Origin of the sequence: Nonomuraea sp. NPDC050790 (assembly GCF_044456745.1) — a bacterium.
Classification (GTDB): domain Bacteria; phylum Actinomycetota; class Actinomycetes; order Streptosporangiales; family Streptosporangiaceae; genus Nonomuraea.
Window position 1 is genome coordinate 132,364 of the sequence record NZ_JBITGF010000013.1, and the last position, 15,760, is coordinate 148,123.

The window sequence follows — 15,760 nt, forward strand, 5'->3', positions numbered from 1 at the left end:
GGGTGGCACACCGATTGACCCGCACCGTATCCATCATGCGATCAACCGCGCTCCGTGCTATGGACCGGTCGAGCGCCGCGGCGGCGGCGCTGACGGGCTCACATCCGGTGGAGTTCCCTGGCCGCGATACGGGCCAGGAGCTCGACCTGGGTCGTGCTCAGCGCCGCGGAGGAGGTGGCGCGGATCATGCGGGGCGCCAGGTGCGGCTTGAGCAGGGTCAGGCCCTCGGCCGTGAGCAGGCCGCCTCTCGGCATCATCCCGCAGTGCACCGCGATCATCGGGGTGATCGTGACCGGGATGCCCGTCTCCTTGGTGAGGAGTTCGGCGAACGCGTTGCCGGTCTCCACCATGCTCTTGGCGACCTTGGTGCCGAACTTCTCGCCGAAGAACAGCCGGCCGCCATAGGAGGCGATCTCGGTGTCCGGGCTCCACGACTCGTTGTCGATGATCCACACGCCGCCGGGACCGATGACCAGATGGTCGATCGAGGCCTGCCCGCGGATCGCGCGGCCGTCCAGCACGCGGTAGCCGTGCTTGGTCAGCGCGCGGCGCAGCGCCTTTCCGGTGATCGCCTCACCGCGCCGGCGTCCTCGCCAGACCGCGGTGGCGCGGAACTGCGCCCAGTACCAGTACCAGTCGGCCGCCGCCACGACGCCGGCCAGGCCGAGCGCGTAGACCGCGGGGAAGGGCAGATCGAAGCGGATCGCCAGGGCCAGGCCGGCCGCGAAGCCGACGGCCGCCTTGATCGCGCGGTTGCGCCTGCGGTTTCTGGTGTCTTCCCTCCAATACTTCTCGTAGTACCACTGGGGCGACGACCCCGTGAACTTCGGGTCCTGCTGCACATAGATCGAGCCACCAGGCACGGCAAAACTCCCCGAGTCGCTAGGAAAAACCTGGATCTGCCACGCCGGAGATCCCTCGCCAGGTCACGTGATACCCAATATCAAACAAAGGCCACCCTAAGGTGAGGGAAATAGCACCGCGAATCACGCACGAGACGCTCAACCGACCAGTCGGTATGCTGGGGTTCGTGACGGGGAAGGATGAGCCGGTACGCCGGCGGCTGCTCGGCGAGGCGACGAGGCTGTTCGCCGAGCGCGGGTTCGAGAGCACATCGGTGCAGGAGATCGTGGCCGCCGCCGGAGTGACCAAGGGCGCCATGTACCACTATTTCGATTCCAAGGATGACCTGCTGCATGAGATCTACGCGCGGGTTCTGCGGATGCAGATGGAACGGCTGACGCAGATCGCCGACGAGCGCCGCCCGGTCGTGGAACGGCTGCGCGACGCCGCCGCGGACGTGGTCGAGACCACCACCGCCAACCTCGACGATTCCAAGATCTTCTTCCGGTCGATGCACCTGCTGGCCCCGGAGACGCAGAAGAGCGTGCGGGCCGAGCGCCGACGCTACCACGAGCGCTTCCGGGACCTCGTCACCGAGGGCCAGCGCGAAGGGCTCTTCCGCGACGACATCCAGGCCGAGATCGTCGTGGACTTCTTCTTCGGTTCGGTGCACCACCTGGGCAGTTGGTACCACACCGACGGGCCGCTGTCGGGGGCCGAGGTCGGCCGCCAGTTCGCCGAGTTGCTCCTCACCTCGCTCAAGCCGTGACCCCCTCACCCATGGACAACTGCCGAAATATGCGCATCATCTAAGTCTTTGTGAAGACGGATCCCGAACACCTCGGCGGCTACTGGATAGCCGGACGCCTCGGCAGCGGCGGCCAGGGTGTGGTCTACGAGGCCTACGACGACGACGGCGAACGGTACGCGCTCAAGGCGCTGCACGCTCCGCCGGACCTTCGTGAGGTCGAGGCGGCCTGCCTTGTGCGGGGGTTCTGTGTGGCCCGGGTGCTGGGCCATGGGGTGGACGGGGGGACTTCGTACGTGGTGAGCGAGTTCGTCGCCGGGCCCAGCCTGCGGGTCAAGGTGGGCGAGTCCGGGCCTTACCAGGGGGACGACCTGCGCCGGCTGGCCACCGCCGTCGCCACTGCCTTGACTGCGATCCATGAGGCGGGCGTGGTGCACCGGGATCTCACGCCTGACAACGTCCTGCTCGGGCCCGACGGGCCTCGGGTGATCGACTTCGGGCTGGCTTCGTCCGATGGGCTGCCTGCTTCCGAACGTCCCGCGGAGGCCGATGTGGAGGCGTGGGGCCGCCTCACGCTCTTCGCGGCCACCGGCAAAGAGATCGGAGAGATCCGCCACACTCCCCAGACCGCCACACCTCACACCACCACCCCCCAGACCGTCACCCCCCAGGCCGCCACCCCGCAGTCCGGCGCAACCCGACAGGCCGGCGCCGTCCCACAGGCCGGCGCCGTCCCGGAGGCCGGTGCCGCCCTCGGGGTTGCCGAACTGCTGGCGGGGTTGGAGCCGCCGCTGCGCGATCTGGTGGCCCAGGCGCTCGACGAGGACCCGGATCGGCGGCCGTCCGCCCGTGACCTGCTGCTGAAGCTGCTCGACGGCGCCGGCGACCCGCTGGCCGAGGGCGCCGAGACCGCCCGCGGCCTGCGCACCTCCACACCGGAGCCATCGCTGGGCGAACTGGCCGAGCAGGTCTACACGAGCCTGACCCAAGCGGAACAGGACGTCACCCCCTCGATCTTCCTCCACCTGATCAACCCGGACACCGGCACTCAGCCCGACGCCTCCACCGCCACCCAGGCCGACCCGCTCGCCGGGCCCGCCGCCGCGCGGGTCATCCAGAAGTACGTCCATGCCGGGCTCCTCCACACCACCCCCGGCCAGGACCGGCCCGACGGCGGCACCGTGACGCTCGCCCACTCGGCGCTGACACGGGCCTGGCCGCGACTGCGCGAGTGGCTGGAGGACGAACGGGCCGGGCAGTCGGGCCGGCGTGCCCTGTCCGAGGCGGCCGATGCCTGGCATCGCAGAGGACGCCGCCCGGCGGATCTGCCGCAGGGCGAGCGGCTGAGCACGGTTCTGGAGTGGGCGGCCGACGGGCGGCCTGGCCGTACGGAAAGGGAGTTTGTCGCGGCCGGAACCAGGCTGGCCGTGGTCAGGGCGCGGCGGCGAGGAGTGGTGGCGGGCGTGCTCGCGCTGCTGCTCGTCGGCGCGCTGGCCGCCACGGGAGTGGCGGTCTGGCAGGCCGGTACGGCCACGCACACGCTGGCCGAAACCACCGCAAAGGCGCTGGCCGGAACGGCGGGCTCCCTGCGGGCCGGCGAACCCGTGACGGCGCGGCAACTCAGCGCGGCGGCGTGGCGGCTGGCGCCGGTGGCCGAGGCGCGTTCGGCGCTGATGGCGGCGGCGACGGACCCGGTCCGCGACGTGTTCGCCGATCCCGACGCGGGGGCCGACTCCGTCTATGCCTTCGACCAGGCCGGGCGCTGGCTGGTGGCGGTGCGCGGGGGCACGGCGCGGGTGTGGGACCCGGTGTCCAAGACGCTGGTCATGGAGATCAGAGGCGCGGGCCGGTCGGCCCGGCAGGCGGCGCTGAACCCGGCGGGCACCACTCTGGCCGTGGCCACGACGGGTGATGTGCGGGTGTTCGACACGCGTTCGGGGGTGCTGGTGCGTTCGCTGCCGGTGAAGGCGGCGCTGGCGCTGTCCTACCAAGGCGACATCCTGTCCACGACCGACAAGTCGGGCCTGGGGGTGTTGTGGCGTGGCGACGGCGGCCAGGTGATGTCACGACCGATGAGCAGGCTGAGCACCGACGGGCGGCGAGTGCTGATCACCTCGGTCGCCAACCGGGTGGTCGCCCCCAAACCACCCGAGATCTGGGAGAACGGCGCCAAGCTCGACCTGCCCTGGCTGGACACGCTGCGGGGCGCCGTCACGACCGGTTCGTTCGGGCTCGACCCCACGACGGTCGTCCTGTCGGGGCCCTCGGGCACCCGCGTCCACGACGTGCCCAGCGGCAGAACCCTTGCGGACCTCGGCCCCACCGCCACGTCGCTGTCCCACTCCCCCGACGGCCGCCTCCTCACCCAGGGCACCCAGGACGGCGTCACCATCTGGCAGACCACGACCTGGCACCGCATGCTCCACATCCGCGACAGTTCCCCACAACCAAGCGACACGACGCAGACACGCGACACCCCCTCCCCACCAACCGGCGACGCCTCCCCTCCCCGCACAGGCGACGCATCTTCGCAAACGGGTGACACCTCCTTTTCGCAGGCACGCGGCACCTCCTCCCGGCACTCAGGCGATCAATCGCACGCAGGCGACGCCGCACAGACAGGCGGCTCATCGCAGGCGAGCGGCTTCTCACCACAGGCACACAGCGCCGAGGACTCCACGGCGGGAACCGGGCAGCGAGACGCAGCGAACCGGGGGACCGGAAACGGGCGGCGGGACGCGGCGGACCGGGTGGCGGTGGCGGGGCCGTACGGGGTGCGTCACGTAACTGTGGGCGGCCGGGTGCGGACCTACGCGGTCCCGGCCACCGCCCAGCCGTCGTTCGGACCGGGCACCAGGGCGCTGAGCAGGGATGGCCGGACGCTGGCCGTGGCCGACGGCACCGCGATCACGCTCTGGGACCCGTCATCGGGCCGACTCACCGCCACCCTGCCGAGCACCGCCACGCTCATGGCGTTCAGCTGGGACGGCGGGCGCCTGGCCGTAGCCACCCCCGGCGCCCAGGATGTGGACGTCTGGGACCTGGCCCAGAACAGCAGGATCAGCACGCTGAGCTCCTCCCCGGTCTCCGGCCTGGCCTACTCCCCCGACGGCAGGACGCTCGCGGTCGCCTCCCCCGACTGGATCGAACTGCACGCCGCCGGACAGGTGCGCCGCGTGGCCGGAGTGACCGGTCCCGGGCTGGTGTGGCGGCCGGACGGGCAGTTGCTGGTGGCGTACGGCGACGAGCGCGTCTACACCGTGGACCCCCTGACCGCCTCCCCATCGGTCCCCAACGCGAACGGCAAGGCCGCAGGCGTGGTCGCCTTCAGCGCCGACGGCAGGATCGCGGCGACCGGCAACACACTCGGCCACATCACCCTCTGGGACACCGCCCTACGCGCTCCCCTCGGCCCACCGCTCGCGACGGGCAAGCGGGTCCGCGCCCTAATGTTCTCCCCGGACGGAGCCGTACTGACCGCCGCCGGACAGGACGGCCTGACCCTCTGGGACGTCGGCACAGGCAACAGGCTCGGCCAGCCCGTGGAGATCGCCGAGCCCGTCCTGGCCCAGGGCGCCGACATCCTGGCGATCGGCGCCGACGGCCAACGCCGTACCGTCCCCGTGGACCCCGAGCGCGCCCTGCGCAGCATCTGCGCCCAGGACGGCGAACTCCCACCAACCGCCTGGACGCGCTACCTCCCCGGCCTGACACCCCGCCAGGTCTGCTAACTCACGTACCTGTCACCTGGACAGGTTCACTGCTCGCCTTGCCAGACACCCAGGCAGCCTTGCCAGCTCTGGTGGCCTCAGCCTGGGAGGCCAGCCAGTTCGGCCAGCGCGGCGCGGTGGTCGCCGGGGGTGCCGAGGGCGATCTCTGTGGCCTTGGCGCGCTTCAGGTAGAGGTGGTTGGGGTGCTCCCAGGTCATCCCGATCCCGCCGTGCAACTGCAGCGCCTCCTCAGCCACATGTACGGCCACGCCCGCGTTCCACGCCTGGGCCACCGCGACCGCCAGAGCGGAACCGTCGGCGGCGGCGTTGCGGGCGGCGGCTCTGGCGCGGACGACGTCCAGCCAGAGGTCGGCCAGCCGGTGCTTGATCGCCTGGAACGAGCCGATCGGACGGGCGAACTGGTGGCGTTCGCGCACGTAGGCCAGCGTGGTCTCCAGGCACCACTCGGCCACGCCCAACTGTTCCGAGGCCATCAGCCCGGCCCCGAACCGCAGCACCTCGCCCAGGTCGCACGCCCCGAGGTTCCTGGCGGGCGCCCCTGCGAAGGTGACGGTGGCGACGGGCCTGGTCAGGTCCAGCGAGGGACGCGTGTTGACCTGCGCATGTGCCGCCTCGACCAGGTAGAGCGACCCACTCACCGGGACCAGCAGCACATCGGCCACCTCCGCCCCCGCCACGTCCTCGACCGTGCCGGTCAGCGTCACACCGGCCGCCTCCCCGGCGCCGAGCACAGCCCCGGTACCGGACAAGTCCCCCGCACCGGACAAGTCCCCCGCACCGGAGACGTCCCGGGCGCCATGCAGGCTCCCGGTGCCGGTCACCTCCACGGTGGCGGCGGGCGGGCGGTAGGGAGTCGCGGTGAAGGGGATGGCGAGCGCGGCGGTGGTGTCGCCGGAGGCCAGCTCGCCGAGCAGGGCGACCCCCGCGTCCAACACACCGCTGGTGGCCGCCGCGCCGCTGCCGGTCGGTGCCCCGCTGGTGGCCGCCGCGCCGCCGGTGGTTGGCGAACCGCTGGCGCCTAGTGCGCCGCTGGTTCCCGGAGCGTCGTTAGTGTCCGGTGCAAGGGTGGTGTCCCGTGCGCTGGTGGTTGGTCCTTCTGGGTGGGTGGTTAGGAGGGCGTGGGTGGACAGGACTGCGCTGGTGAAGAAGGGGACCGGGGCCACTGCCCTGCCCAGCTCCTCCAGGACGACGGCCACCTCGCTGGCCGAGGCGCCGGCGCCGCCGTACTGCTCGGGGATGAGCAGGCCCGCCACCCCGATCTCGCGCGCGAGCGTCTTCCACAGGTCCAGGTCGTAAGGCGCGGGGGACTCCACGCGCTTCAGCACCGCGGGCGGCGGGCAGCGGTCGGCCAGGAGCGCGCGGACGGCGGCCCGCAGTTCCTCCTCGACCTCCGTGTACAGCAGAGTGGTCACCGCGGCAGGTCCTTCCAGGGCACGTCCTTGTCGACACGGGGTTCGGAGGGCAGGCCGAGCACCCGCTCGGAGACGATGTTGCGCAGGATCTCGGAGGTGCCGCCCTCGATGGAGTTGCCCTTGGCGCGCAGGTAGCGGTAGCCGGGGCCGCGGCCGAGCATGTCGACGTCCTCGGAGCGGCGGAACGACCAGTCGTCGTAGCCGAGGTCGCGGCGCAGTTCCAGGTCGAGGCCGGTGAGCTCCTGGTTGAGCTTGGCGAAGGAGAGCTTCATGCCGGAGCCCTCGGGGCCTGGGTGTCCGGCGGCGAGTTGTTCGCGCAGGCGTACCGCGGACAGGCGGGTCACCTCGGACTCCACCCAGAGCTTGAGGAGGCGCTGGTGGAGTTCCGGGGTGCGCAGGTCGGGGCGGGAGCGCCAGGTTTCGGAGACGACGCCGATCATGCCGCCGCCCTGGCGGCCCGGGCTGCCGCCGATGGCGACGCGCTCATTCATGAGCGTGGTCTGGGCGACCCGCCAGCCGTCGCCGATCTCGCCGAGGCGCAGGTCGTCGGGCAGGCGTACGCCGGTCAGGAAGACCTCGTTGAACTCGGCCTCACCGGTGATCTGGCGCAGCGGGCGTACCTCGACGCCCGGCGCGGTCATGTCGCAGACGAAGTAGGTCATGCCGCGGTGCTTGGGTACGCCGGGGTCGGTGCGGGCGACGAGGATGCCCCAGCGGGCGTGGTGGGCGCCGGAGGTCCATACCTTCTGGCCGTCGACGACCCATTCGTCGCCGTCGGGCACCGCGCGGGTGGCGAGGGTGGCCAGGTCGGATCCGGCGCCGGGCTCGGAGAAGAGCTGGCACCAGATCTCCTCGCCGGTGTAGAGGGGGCGGAGGAAGCGTTCCTTCTGCTCCTGGGTGCCGAAGGCGAGGATGGTCGGCGCGGCCATGCCGAGGCCGATGCCCTGCAGGCCGAGGTTGGGCTGCGGGGTGTGGGCGAGTTCCTTCTCCACGACCTGCTGCAGGTCGCGGGGGGCGCCGAGGCCGCCGAGGCCCTCGGGGAAGTGCACCCATGCCAGTCCGGCGTCGAAGCGGGCTCGCAGGAAGCCCAGCCGGTCGGCCGGGTCGGCTGTCGCGAGCAGGGCGGCGATCCTGTCCCTTACATCCACTTCTTCAGCTCCCGGTAGGCAAGAGAACGCTTGTGCACCTCGTCGGGCCCGTCGGCGAACCTGAGCGAGCGGGCGCCCGCCCACAGGCCGGCCAGCGGGAAGTCCTGGGAGACGCCGCCCGCGCCGTGGACCTGGATGGCCTTGTCGAGGATCCACTCCACGGTGATCGGCGTGGAGATCTTGATGGCCTGGATCTCGGTGTGGGCGCCGCGGTTGCCGACGGTGTCCATGAGCCAGGCGGTCTTCAGCACCAGCAGCCGCAACTGCTCGATCTTGATGCGGGACTCGGCGATCCAGTCCTGGACCACGCCCTGCTGGGCGACCGGCTTGCCGAAGGTGGTGCGGGACAGCGCCCGCTTGCACATCATCTCGACGGCACGCTCCGCCATGCCGATCAGCCGCATGCAGTGGTGGATGCGACCGGGTCCGAGGCGGGCCTGGGCGATCGCGAAGCCGCCGCCCGCCTCGCCGATGAGGTTCTCGGTGGGCACCCTGACGTCCTCGAAGACGATCTCGGCGTGGCCGCCGTGGTCGGCGTCGGTGTAGCCGAAGACGTGCATGCCGCGCTTGATGTCCATGCCGGGGGTGTCGCGCGGGATCAGGATCATGCTTTGCTGGCGGTGTGAGGGCGCCTCGGGGTCCGTCTTGCCCATGACGATGAAGATCTTGCAGTTGGGGTTCATGGCGCCGGAGATGAACCACTTGCGGCCGTTGATGACGTACTCGTCGCCGTCGCGGGTGATCGAGGTCGCGATGTTGGTGGCGTCGGAGGAGGCCACGTCGGGCTCGGTCATCGCGAAGGCGGAGCGGATCTCGCCGTCCAGCAGGGGGCGCAGCCACTCCTTGCGCTGCCACTCGCTGCCGAACATGGAGAGGACCTCCATGTTGCCGGTGTCGGGCGCGGCGCAGTTGGTGGCCACCGGCGCGATGGCCGGCGACCTGCCCATGATCTCCGCCAGCGGCGCGTACTGGAGGTTGGTCAGCCCCGCGCCGTGGTCGCCGGGCAGGAACAGGTTCCACAGCCCGCGTTTCCTGGCCTCGTCCTTGAGGTCGGCCAGCAGCGGCGGCGCGCTCCAGCCACTCTCCGCGGCCTGTTCCTCGAAGGCGGCCTCGGCCGGGTAGACGCACTCGTCCATGAAGCGGAGCAGGCGCTCGCGCAGGTCCTCGGTGACGCTGTCGAAGGCGAAGTCCATAGCGCGACCTTACCGACCGGTCGGTATGACCGTCCACAGTGGTCTCCCACATTTCCCCTCAGGTGGCCATAAACCCAGGTCAACCCGACCTCTAAGCTGTGCGCATGACCGCGCGCATGCCCGTCCCCACCGTGCTCGAGAACGACGTCGTCCGCCTCGAACCGCTCACCCTCGACCACGTCCCCGACCTGTTCGCCGCAGGGGGCGGCGACGACGAGGTCTGGCGCTGGATGCCCGTGGCCACCCCCCACTCCAAGGAGGAACTGGCCCGGATCATCAAGGGCGTCACCGCCAACCACGTGGCCTTCGCGGTGATCCACAGGGACCGCGCCATCGGCCAGACGACGTACGCGGACGTGCCCGGGTTCGACCAGAGCGTCGAGATCGGCTGGACATGGTACGGCCGCGCCGCCTGGCGTACCGAGGTCAACACGAACTGCAAGATCCTCCTGATCGACCACGCCTTCTCCCTTGGCTACAACCGGGTGATGTTCAAGACCGACGACCGCAACGAGCGCTCCAAGGCGGCGATCGCCCGCATCGGCGGCGTCCACGAGGGAACCCTGCGCCGGCACCGCAGACGCCCCGACGGCACCTGGCGCGATTCCGCCTATTTCGGCATCCTCGAAGAGGAGTGGCCCGAGCACCGGGCCCGCCTGAACCGTTAGCCGAAGGGCGGCGTCTAACCCCTCATGGATGATCGGCTGGGGGGCTACTGGCTGGGCATCCGGCTCGGTGGGCGCACCGTTGAGGCCTACGACGAGTCGGGGCTGCGCCGTGCCCTGACCCAGTGCGTGCCGCCGGAGGAGACCGAGCCGCTGTTGCGCGTGAAGAGCCTGCACGTGGCCGCCGTGGTCGAGGTCGCCGACACCTTCCTGGTCAGCGAGTACGTCGAGGGCCGGAGCCTGCGCCAGGTCGTCGAGACCCGCGGTCCCTGCTCGGCCGACGACCTCTACCGCCTGGCCGCCGCCACGGCCACCGCGCTGGCCGCCATCCACGAGGCGGGCGCGGTCCACGGCGCACTCGACCCCGGCGCCGTCCTGCTCACCGACGCCGGACCACGTCTGGTCGGCCTCGGCACCGGAGAGACCGACAGCCCCTGGGATGACCGACCCTGGGATGACCGACCCGGAGATGACGGACCCAGGGGTGACAGCCCCAGGGACGACGGACCCAGGGCTGACGGACCCTGGGCTGACGGACCCTGGGATGAGGGGCCCAGGGATGAGGGGCCCAGGGATGACAGTTCCAGGGGTGGTGGGGTCGCTGGTGATGTGCGGGCCTGGGGTAGGACGCTTGCCTTCGCCGCGGGTGGCATGGCCGAGCTGGACCCCGCGCTGGCCGACCTGGTCACCGCCGCCCTCCACCCCGACCCCGAGCACCGCCCAGGCGCCCGCCACCTGCTCATGTCCCTGCTGGACCAGCCGCAGTCGCAGCAGGGCCGATTACTCCCGCCCGAGCCGGTGGACGATCCGCCGCTCGGGACCCGCGCCGAGCAGCTCTACGCCGCGCTCAGCAGGGCCGAGCAAGAGCTTGTTCCCGAGGTCCTGCTGCGCCTGGTCGGCATGGACGAGCGCGGCGAGGACAGCCGCGTGCGCGTCGAGCGGGCCGAGCTCGTGGCCGGGCGCACGCCGGAGCAGGCCGCCGCGATCGAGCGCGTGCTCCAGGTGTACGGCGAGGCCGGGCTCCTGACCCGCGACGGCACGAACGTGGCCATGGCCTGCGGGGCGCTCCTCCGGGCATGGCCCAGGCTGCACGAATGGCTCGACGCCGAGCGCGACGGGCTGGCCGTACACCGGGAACTGGCGCGGGCGGCGCGGCGGTGGGAGAGCGGCGGGCGGCGCGAGGCGGATCTGTTCCACGACGGCACGCTCGACCGGGCGCTGGCGTGGGCGGCGACCGGGCGGCGGCACGTGACGCTGGGCGGCGAGGAGCAGGCTTTCCTCGACGCGGGGCTGGCGTCGGGGCGGCGCAGAGGGCGCCGTCGGTGGGTCGTGGCGGCGGCCGTGGCCGTCGCGGTGCTCGCGGTCGCGATCTGGCAGTACGGCACCGCCCAGGGCAAGGTCGACGAGGCCATGGCCAGGGTCGCGGCGACCAGGGCGGAGGCGGCCAGGCCCAGCGACCCGGTGCTGGCCCGCAAGCTGAGCCTCACCTCCTGGGCGCTGGCGCCGGTGCCCGAGGCCCTGCGCCAGCTCGCCAAGTCCGAGACCGACCCGGTGAACGGCTCCTTCACCGACCCGACGGCCACCGAACGGTCGCTGCACACGCTGAGCGCCGACGGCAGGAAGCTGGCCGCGCTGACCGACGGCGTGCTGCGGATCTTCGACACGGCCACCGGCGAGCAGATCGCGCGCACGCCGGGCCCGCCGGAGAAGATCCGGGCCATCGCCTGGTCCCCGGTCGAACGTGACCTGGCGCTGGTCGGCATCCAGCGCACCTACTTTTGGGACACGACGTCGGGCGGCGGCGTCAAGGAGAGGTTCGCCCGCGGGCTCAGCCAGCCGGGCCGGCACGCGGCGTGGTTCAGCCCCGGAGGCACGTTCCTGTTCGCCGAGGGCAGCGAGTACGGCGAGCGGTGGGCCTGGGACCTGGGCCAGGGCGAGGAGGCGTTCGCCGGCCGGTTCGTAGTGGTGGGGCCGGACGACCGGCGGGTGCTGGAGTTCGACGGCCGCCGCTCGTTGATCGACGACCTGCGCACCGGGCAGGTCAGCCCGGCGCCGTGGCTGGAGCGGATGCCGCCCGACTACACCGCCTTCAGTCCGGACGGCGGGCGGGTGGCCATCGCGGGCGAGGACGGGGTGCAGCTCTACGACCTGACCGGGGTGCCGACGCTGTCGACGCCGCTGCAGCCCGCGTCGGGCACGCTGCGCTTCAGCCCCGACGGACGGTACCTGGCCGGGACCGACAGCGACCGGGTACGGGTCTGGCAGGTGGCGGGCGGCACCCTGACCGTGGATCGGCAGGTGCCGCTGGCCGGTGGGGACCGGCCGGTGCAGGCGGTGTTCGACCCGTCGAGCGCGGGGATCAAGGTGCTGGCCGGGCGGGGGACGGTGCTGTCGATCGCCGCCGACGGCACCCGCCGGGCCACTCCGGCGGACCGGTCGGCCGAGGCGATCTGCGCCGGCTGGGGCGGCCTCACCCGTGCGGAATGGGCCAGGCACCTGCCCGAACTCCCCTACCGCGACCTCTGCCACCCCACCCCCACAACCCCCAACTAACCGACCCCCAAAACCCCCTTAACCGGGACCCCTGGAATGGCCCACCGTCCACGGCCCCGGCGAAGGGCCCCCTGTCTCTGCCCCTGTCTCTGCCCCTGTCTCTGCTCCTGCTCCTGCTCCTGCTCCTGACAAGGCTCGCCTTCCCAGCCGACGGCTCGCTGGGTCCAGCCAAGGTCGTGCTCTCCCGACCCGAGGCTCGCCGTGTCCGGAAGCCTGCCCGGCGACGCCCGTGATCATGGTGGGGCGGGGACCGGGTTCGCCCCGTTGCGCGGCTTCCTGAGGACCGCGCGCTGCCTGGCACGACCCGGGCCGGCCTGGCACGACCCGGGCCGGCCTGGCACGACCGGGGCCGGCCTGGTGCGACCGGGCCGGCCTGGTGGCTCTGGGGCCTGCTGCCCGCTACCCGAGAGGCCGCCCCCGGGCCGGCGGGTCTCACCCGGTCATGCCGCGCAGTACCTCCTCCAAGCCCTTACGCAGGTCGTCGTAACCAGGGATCCGCCCCGCCCCCGCCAGCGCGTCAAAGACCAGACCCTCGGCGTACGCGATGAGCTGCCGCCCGTGTCGTTCCGGGTCGGTGGAGCCCAGGGCGGCGGCGATGGCCGTGGCGGGGGCGCGGAACTGGTTGCCCATCTCGTCGTAGATCGCGCGCAGTTCGGGGCGCCGCGTGGCCTCCAGGGCCAGTTCGTAGCGGGCCAGGGTGCGGCGGCTGTCGTGGAGCTGTTCGTGGAGGGCGGCGGCGAGCTGGTCGATCGGGTCGTCACGGGGGTCGATGACCGCCTCGAAGGTCCGGCGCTCCAGGGCGGTCAGCCGGTTCAGCGTGAGCTCCAGCAGGGCGGCGCGGGTGCGGGCCAGGTTGGAGGTGGAGCCCGGCGGGAGGCCGGCGGCCTCGTCCACGGCGCGGTGGGTGAGGCCGCGCATGCCCCGCTCGGCCAGCAACACGATCGCGGTCTCCGCGATGAGCTCGGAACGGTTCACGAGACCGGATACTACACTTGTAGTCGAGACTACGCCTGTAGTACGGTCCGGACTACAGACGTAGTGAAGGAGTGGGCGATGGCGACGGCAGTGGTGATCGGCGGCGGCGTGGGCGGGCTGACCGCGGGCCTGGCGCTCCGGCTCAGGGGCTGGGACGTGACCGTCCTGGAGCGGGCCCCGGCGCTGGAGGACGTGGGTTCGGGGCTGGCCGTCTCGCCCAACGGGCTGCGCGCCCTGGACACCGTCGGGCTCGGGGACCCGGTGCGCGAACTGGGCCGGGTCCAGGGCGCCGCCGGGATTCGCAAGCCCGACGGGCGCTGGCTCTCGCAGACCAGCCAGGAACGCGCCCGGGTCCGCTACGGAGACGGCGTCGTGCTCCTGCGGCGACGGATCCTGGTGGACCTGCTGGCCGACGCCCTCGACCGGGCGAACATCCGGCTGAACACAGAAGTCACCGGCCTGGACCCGGACAGCGGCACGGTGGAGACCGAGACGGGAACGTTCCAGGCCGACCTGGTCGTCGCGGCCGACGGCATCCGCTCCAGGACCAGGCGGCAGCTCTTCCCCGGGCACCCGGAACCGGCCTACTCGGGTGTCACGGCCTGGCGCGGGCTGGTGCCCTGGCCGGAGAGCGCGCGGATCCACAGCACGGAGACCTGGGGCTCCGGCCTGGTGTTCGGGACCCATCAACTGGCCGGCGACGTCGCGTACTTCTACGCCACCGACCTCGCCGCCCCCGGCGGGCGGGCCGGCGACGAGCGCGAGGAACTGCTGCGGCGCTTCGGAGGCTGGCACGAGCCGATCCCGGCGATGCTGGCGGCGGTGGATCCCGGCGCGATCCTGCGCAACGACATCCACCAGATGGAGACCCCGCTGCCCCGCCTGCACCGGGGCCGGGTGGCGCTGCTCGGCGACGCGGCCCATCCGATGACGCCCAACCTGGGGCAGGGCGCCTGCCAGGCGGTCGAGGACGCGGTCGTGCTCGCGCACCACGCGGGCGGGGACCTGGCCGGTTACACGGGGGCGCGGCTGCGCCGTACCGCGGACATCGTGCGCAGGTCCATGGCGATCTGCAGGGTGACGAAGATCCGCAACCCGGTCGTGATCGGGCTGCGGGACCTCGGGATGAGGGCGGCGGGCCGGCTCAGCTCAGATCTGATGTTGCGGGCAATGGACTCGGTTCTGGACTGGCGGCCACCGGCTTCGACCGGTCCTTCGAGTGGTCGGGCGCCAACCGGCCGAGGGTGATCGTGCCGCCGATGGTGAGCGCCGCGGCGATGATCGCGGGGACCGCGGTCGAGGGGCTGGTCGGCAGCGGTTCACCGAGCAGGATCGCGCCGGCCAGCACCGAGGTGATCGGGTCGATCACCTGCACGCCGGCGTAGGCGATGCCGAAATATCCCACCGCGTAGGACTTCTGCAGCAGCACGACCGCGCAGATCAGCAGGACCGGCACCGCCAGCGTGAACCAGTGCAGCAGCCGGCTCAGGTCACCCTCCAGCCCGCCGCCGACGACGCGGACGAACGTGGACACGCTCGCCGTGACCGCGCCCGCCCCCACCGACAGCAGCAGCGCCTTGTTCGCGCCCTCGACCCGCCGCGCCCACACCTGCGTGATCAGCACCACGACGCCGATCACCGCCAGGAACCCGAGCGCCGCCGGGGTCCCGAGCCGCGGCGTCACGTGCTCCTGCGGGACGAGCAGCATCAGCCACAGCAGCCCCACCGCGACGGCCACCGACCCGAAGATCTCCGCCTTGTACGGCTTGCGCCCGTACATGAAAGCCGCCAGCGGCACCGCGAACACCAGCGTGGCCACGCTGATCGGCTGCACCACCACCAGCGGCGCGAAGCTCAGCGCCACGGCGTGCAGGCTGGCGCCGGTGAACCCGATGACGCCCCCGATCCACCAGCGCGGGCGTTTGACGAGCTTGAGCGTCGCCCCCTGAGCCACCGCCTCGTACTGCTGCAGCGCCGCGCCGAGCGCGTATCCCAGTGCCCCTGCCAGAGCAATCGCCAGACCGACCCACGTCATGGGCGCCCGCAGAGGGGCAAGGAACCTTTCAAGAGCATTGACCCAGCTTATGGCCCGGTGTCCGCCCTCGGATCAGCCTTTAGGAGGAAGGGCATACACAGAAGAGATGTCCTTCAGGATCCTGCATGACCACCCATCGGGTGCCCTCGTCGGTCACACCCGGCTGGAACTCGGGCTTCGTGGCCCCCAGCGTCTCGTACTCGGCGACCGCCTTCTCCACGTCCGGAACCCGGAAGTCGAAGTGAAACTGCTTGTCGGGACTCGGCCACGTGACCGGCTTGCGCTCCGGCACCCGGCCGAAGTAGATGGACACGGTGCCGTCGCTCACGGCGGCGTACTCGTCCTCGGAGTACTGGATCTCGTATCCGGTGATCTGGTGGTAGAACTCGGCGAGCCGCTTGGGCTCCGCGCAGTCGAGCGTGAACGCGAGGAGTTTGGCCTTGGTTGTCATGCGGCT

General features: G+C 71.7%; 12 protein-coding genes. 5 read left to right on the forward strand and 7 right to left on the reverse strand.

Features of this window, described 5'->3' with window-relative positions:
• Positions 1–98: 98 nt before the first annotated feature.
• Positions 99–863 carry a nuclease-related domain-containing protein gene (locus tag ACIBEJ_RS45990; RefSeq protein WP_397189316.1) on the reverse strand — a complete coding sequence of 255 codons (765 nt, stop codon included), beginning with the start codon at positions 861–863 and terminating at the stop codon, positions 99–101.
• A 155-nt stretch (positions 864–1,018) separates the two neighbouring features.
• Here ACIBEJ_RS45990 and ACIBEJ_RS45995 point away from each other — a divergent pair, with 155 nt between their 5' ends.
• Both ACIBEJ_RS45995 and ACIBEJ_RS46000 read left to right on the forward strand, forming a co-directional pair.
• Positions 1,019–1,612, forward strand: a complete 594-nt coding sequence (locus ACIBEJ_RS45995; protein WP_397189317.1) for a TetR/AcrR family transcriptional regulator — start codon at positions 1,019–1,021, stop codon at positions 1,610–1,612.
• A gap of 50 nt (positions 1,613–1,662) precedes the next feature.
• Positions 1,663–5,322, forward strand: coding sequence for a protein kinase (locus tag ACIBEJ_RS46000; protein ID WP_397189318.1), 3,660 nt, complete (start codon positions 1,663–1,665; stop codon positions 5,320–5,322).
• Positions 5,323–5,399: 77 nt separating this feature from the next.
• On the opposite strand, the gene ACIBEJ_RS46005 is transcribed toward ACIBEJ_RS46000, so the two are convergent.
• From ACIBEJ_RS46005 to ACIBEJ_RS46015, 3 genes are read right to left on the reverse strand one after another with little or no spacing between them, the layout of a single operon-like run.
• On the reverse strand, positions 5,400–6,734 hold the full coding sequence (locus ACIBEJ_RS46005; protein WP_397189319.1) for an acyl-CoA dehydrogenase family protein: 1,335 nt from the start codon (positions 6,732–6,734) through the stop codon (positions 5,400–5,402).
• Entirely contained in the window at positions 6,731–7,882 is a 1,152-nt protein-coding gene (locus tag ACIBEJ_RS46010) for an acyl-CoA dehydrogenase family protein (protein ID WP_397189320.1), read from the reverse strand. Before ACIBEJ_RS46010 ends, ACIBEJ_RS46005 begins: the two co-directional genes overlap by 4 nt.
• On the reverse strand, positions 7,873–9,075 hold the full coding sequence (locus ACIBEJ_RS46015) for an acyl-CoA dehydrogenase family protein (RefSeq protein WP_397189321.1): 1,203 nt from the start codon (positions 9,073–9,075) through the stop codon (positions 7,873–7,875). The genes ACIBEJ_RS46010 and ACIBEJ_RS46015 overlap by 10 nt, the downstream gene beginning before the upstream one ends.
• A 104-nt stretch (positions 9,076–9,179) precedes the next feature.
• On the opposite strand from ACIBEJ_RS46015, the gene ACIBEJ_RS46020 reads away from it, so the two are divergent.
• Together ACIBEJ_RS46020 and ACIBEJ_RS46025 are read left to right on the forward strand one after the other, a co-directional pair.
• A complete protein-coding gene (locus ACIBEJ_RS46020; RefSeq protein ID WP_397189322.1) occupies positions 9,180–9,743 on the forward strand; it encodes a GNAT family N-acetyltransferase in 564 nt (187 codons plus the stop codon).
• Positions 9,744–9,767: 24 nt separating this feature from the next.
• Complete coding sequence (locus ACIBEJ_RS46025; protein WP_397189323.1) at positions 9,768–12,293, forward strand: hypothetical protein; 2,526 nt, start codon at positions 9,768–9,770, stop codon at positions 12,291–12,293.
• Between the two features lie 432 nt (positions 12,294–12,725).
• Here ACIBEJ_RS46025 and ACIBEJ_RS46030 read toward each other — a convergent pair whose 3' ends face one another.
• Entirely contained in the window at positions 12,726–13,268 is a 543-nt protein-coding gene (locus tag ACIBEJ_RS46030; protein ID WP_397189324.1) for a TetR/AcrR family transcriptional regulator, read from the reverse strand.
• A 78-nt stretch (positions 13,269–13,346) separates the two neighbouring features.
• On the opposite strand from ACIBEJ_RS46030, the gene ACIBEJ_RS46035 reads away from it, so the two are divergent.
• On the forward strand, positions 13,347–14,516 hold the full coding sequence (locus tag ACIBEJ_RS46035) for an FAD-dependent monooxygenase (protein ID WP_397189325.1): 1,170 nt from the start codon (positions 13,347–13,349) through the stop codon (positions 14,514–14,516).
• Here ACIBEJ_RS46035 and ACIBEJ_RS46040 read toward each other — a convergent pair.
• Positions 14,413–15,303: a DMT family transporter gene (locus ACIBEJ_RS46040; protein ID WP_397189326.1), complete on the reverse strand. Its 891-nt coding sequence runs from the start codon at positions 15,301–15,303 to the stop codon at positions 14,413–14,415. The genes ACIBEJ_RS46035 and ACIBEJ_RS46040 overlap by 104 nt on opposite strands.
• Before the next feature lie 79 nt (positions 15,304–15,382).
• A complete protein-coding gene (locus ACIBEJ_RS46045) occupies positions 15,383–15,754 on the reverse strand; it encodes a VOC family protein (RefSeq protein ID WP_397189327.1) in 372 nt (123 codons plus the stop codon).
• Positions 15,755–15,760: the final 6 nt, after the last annotated feature.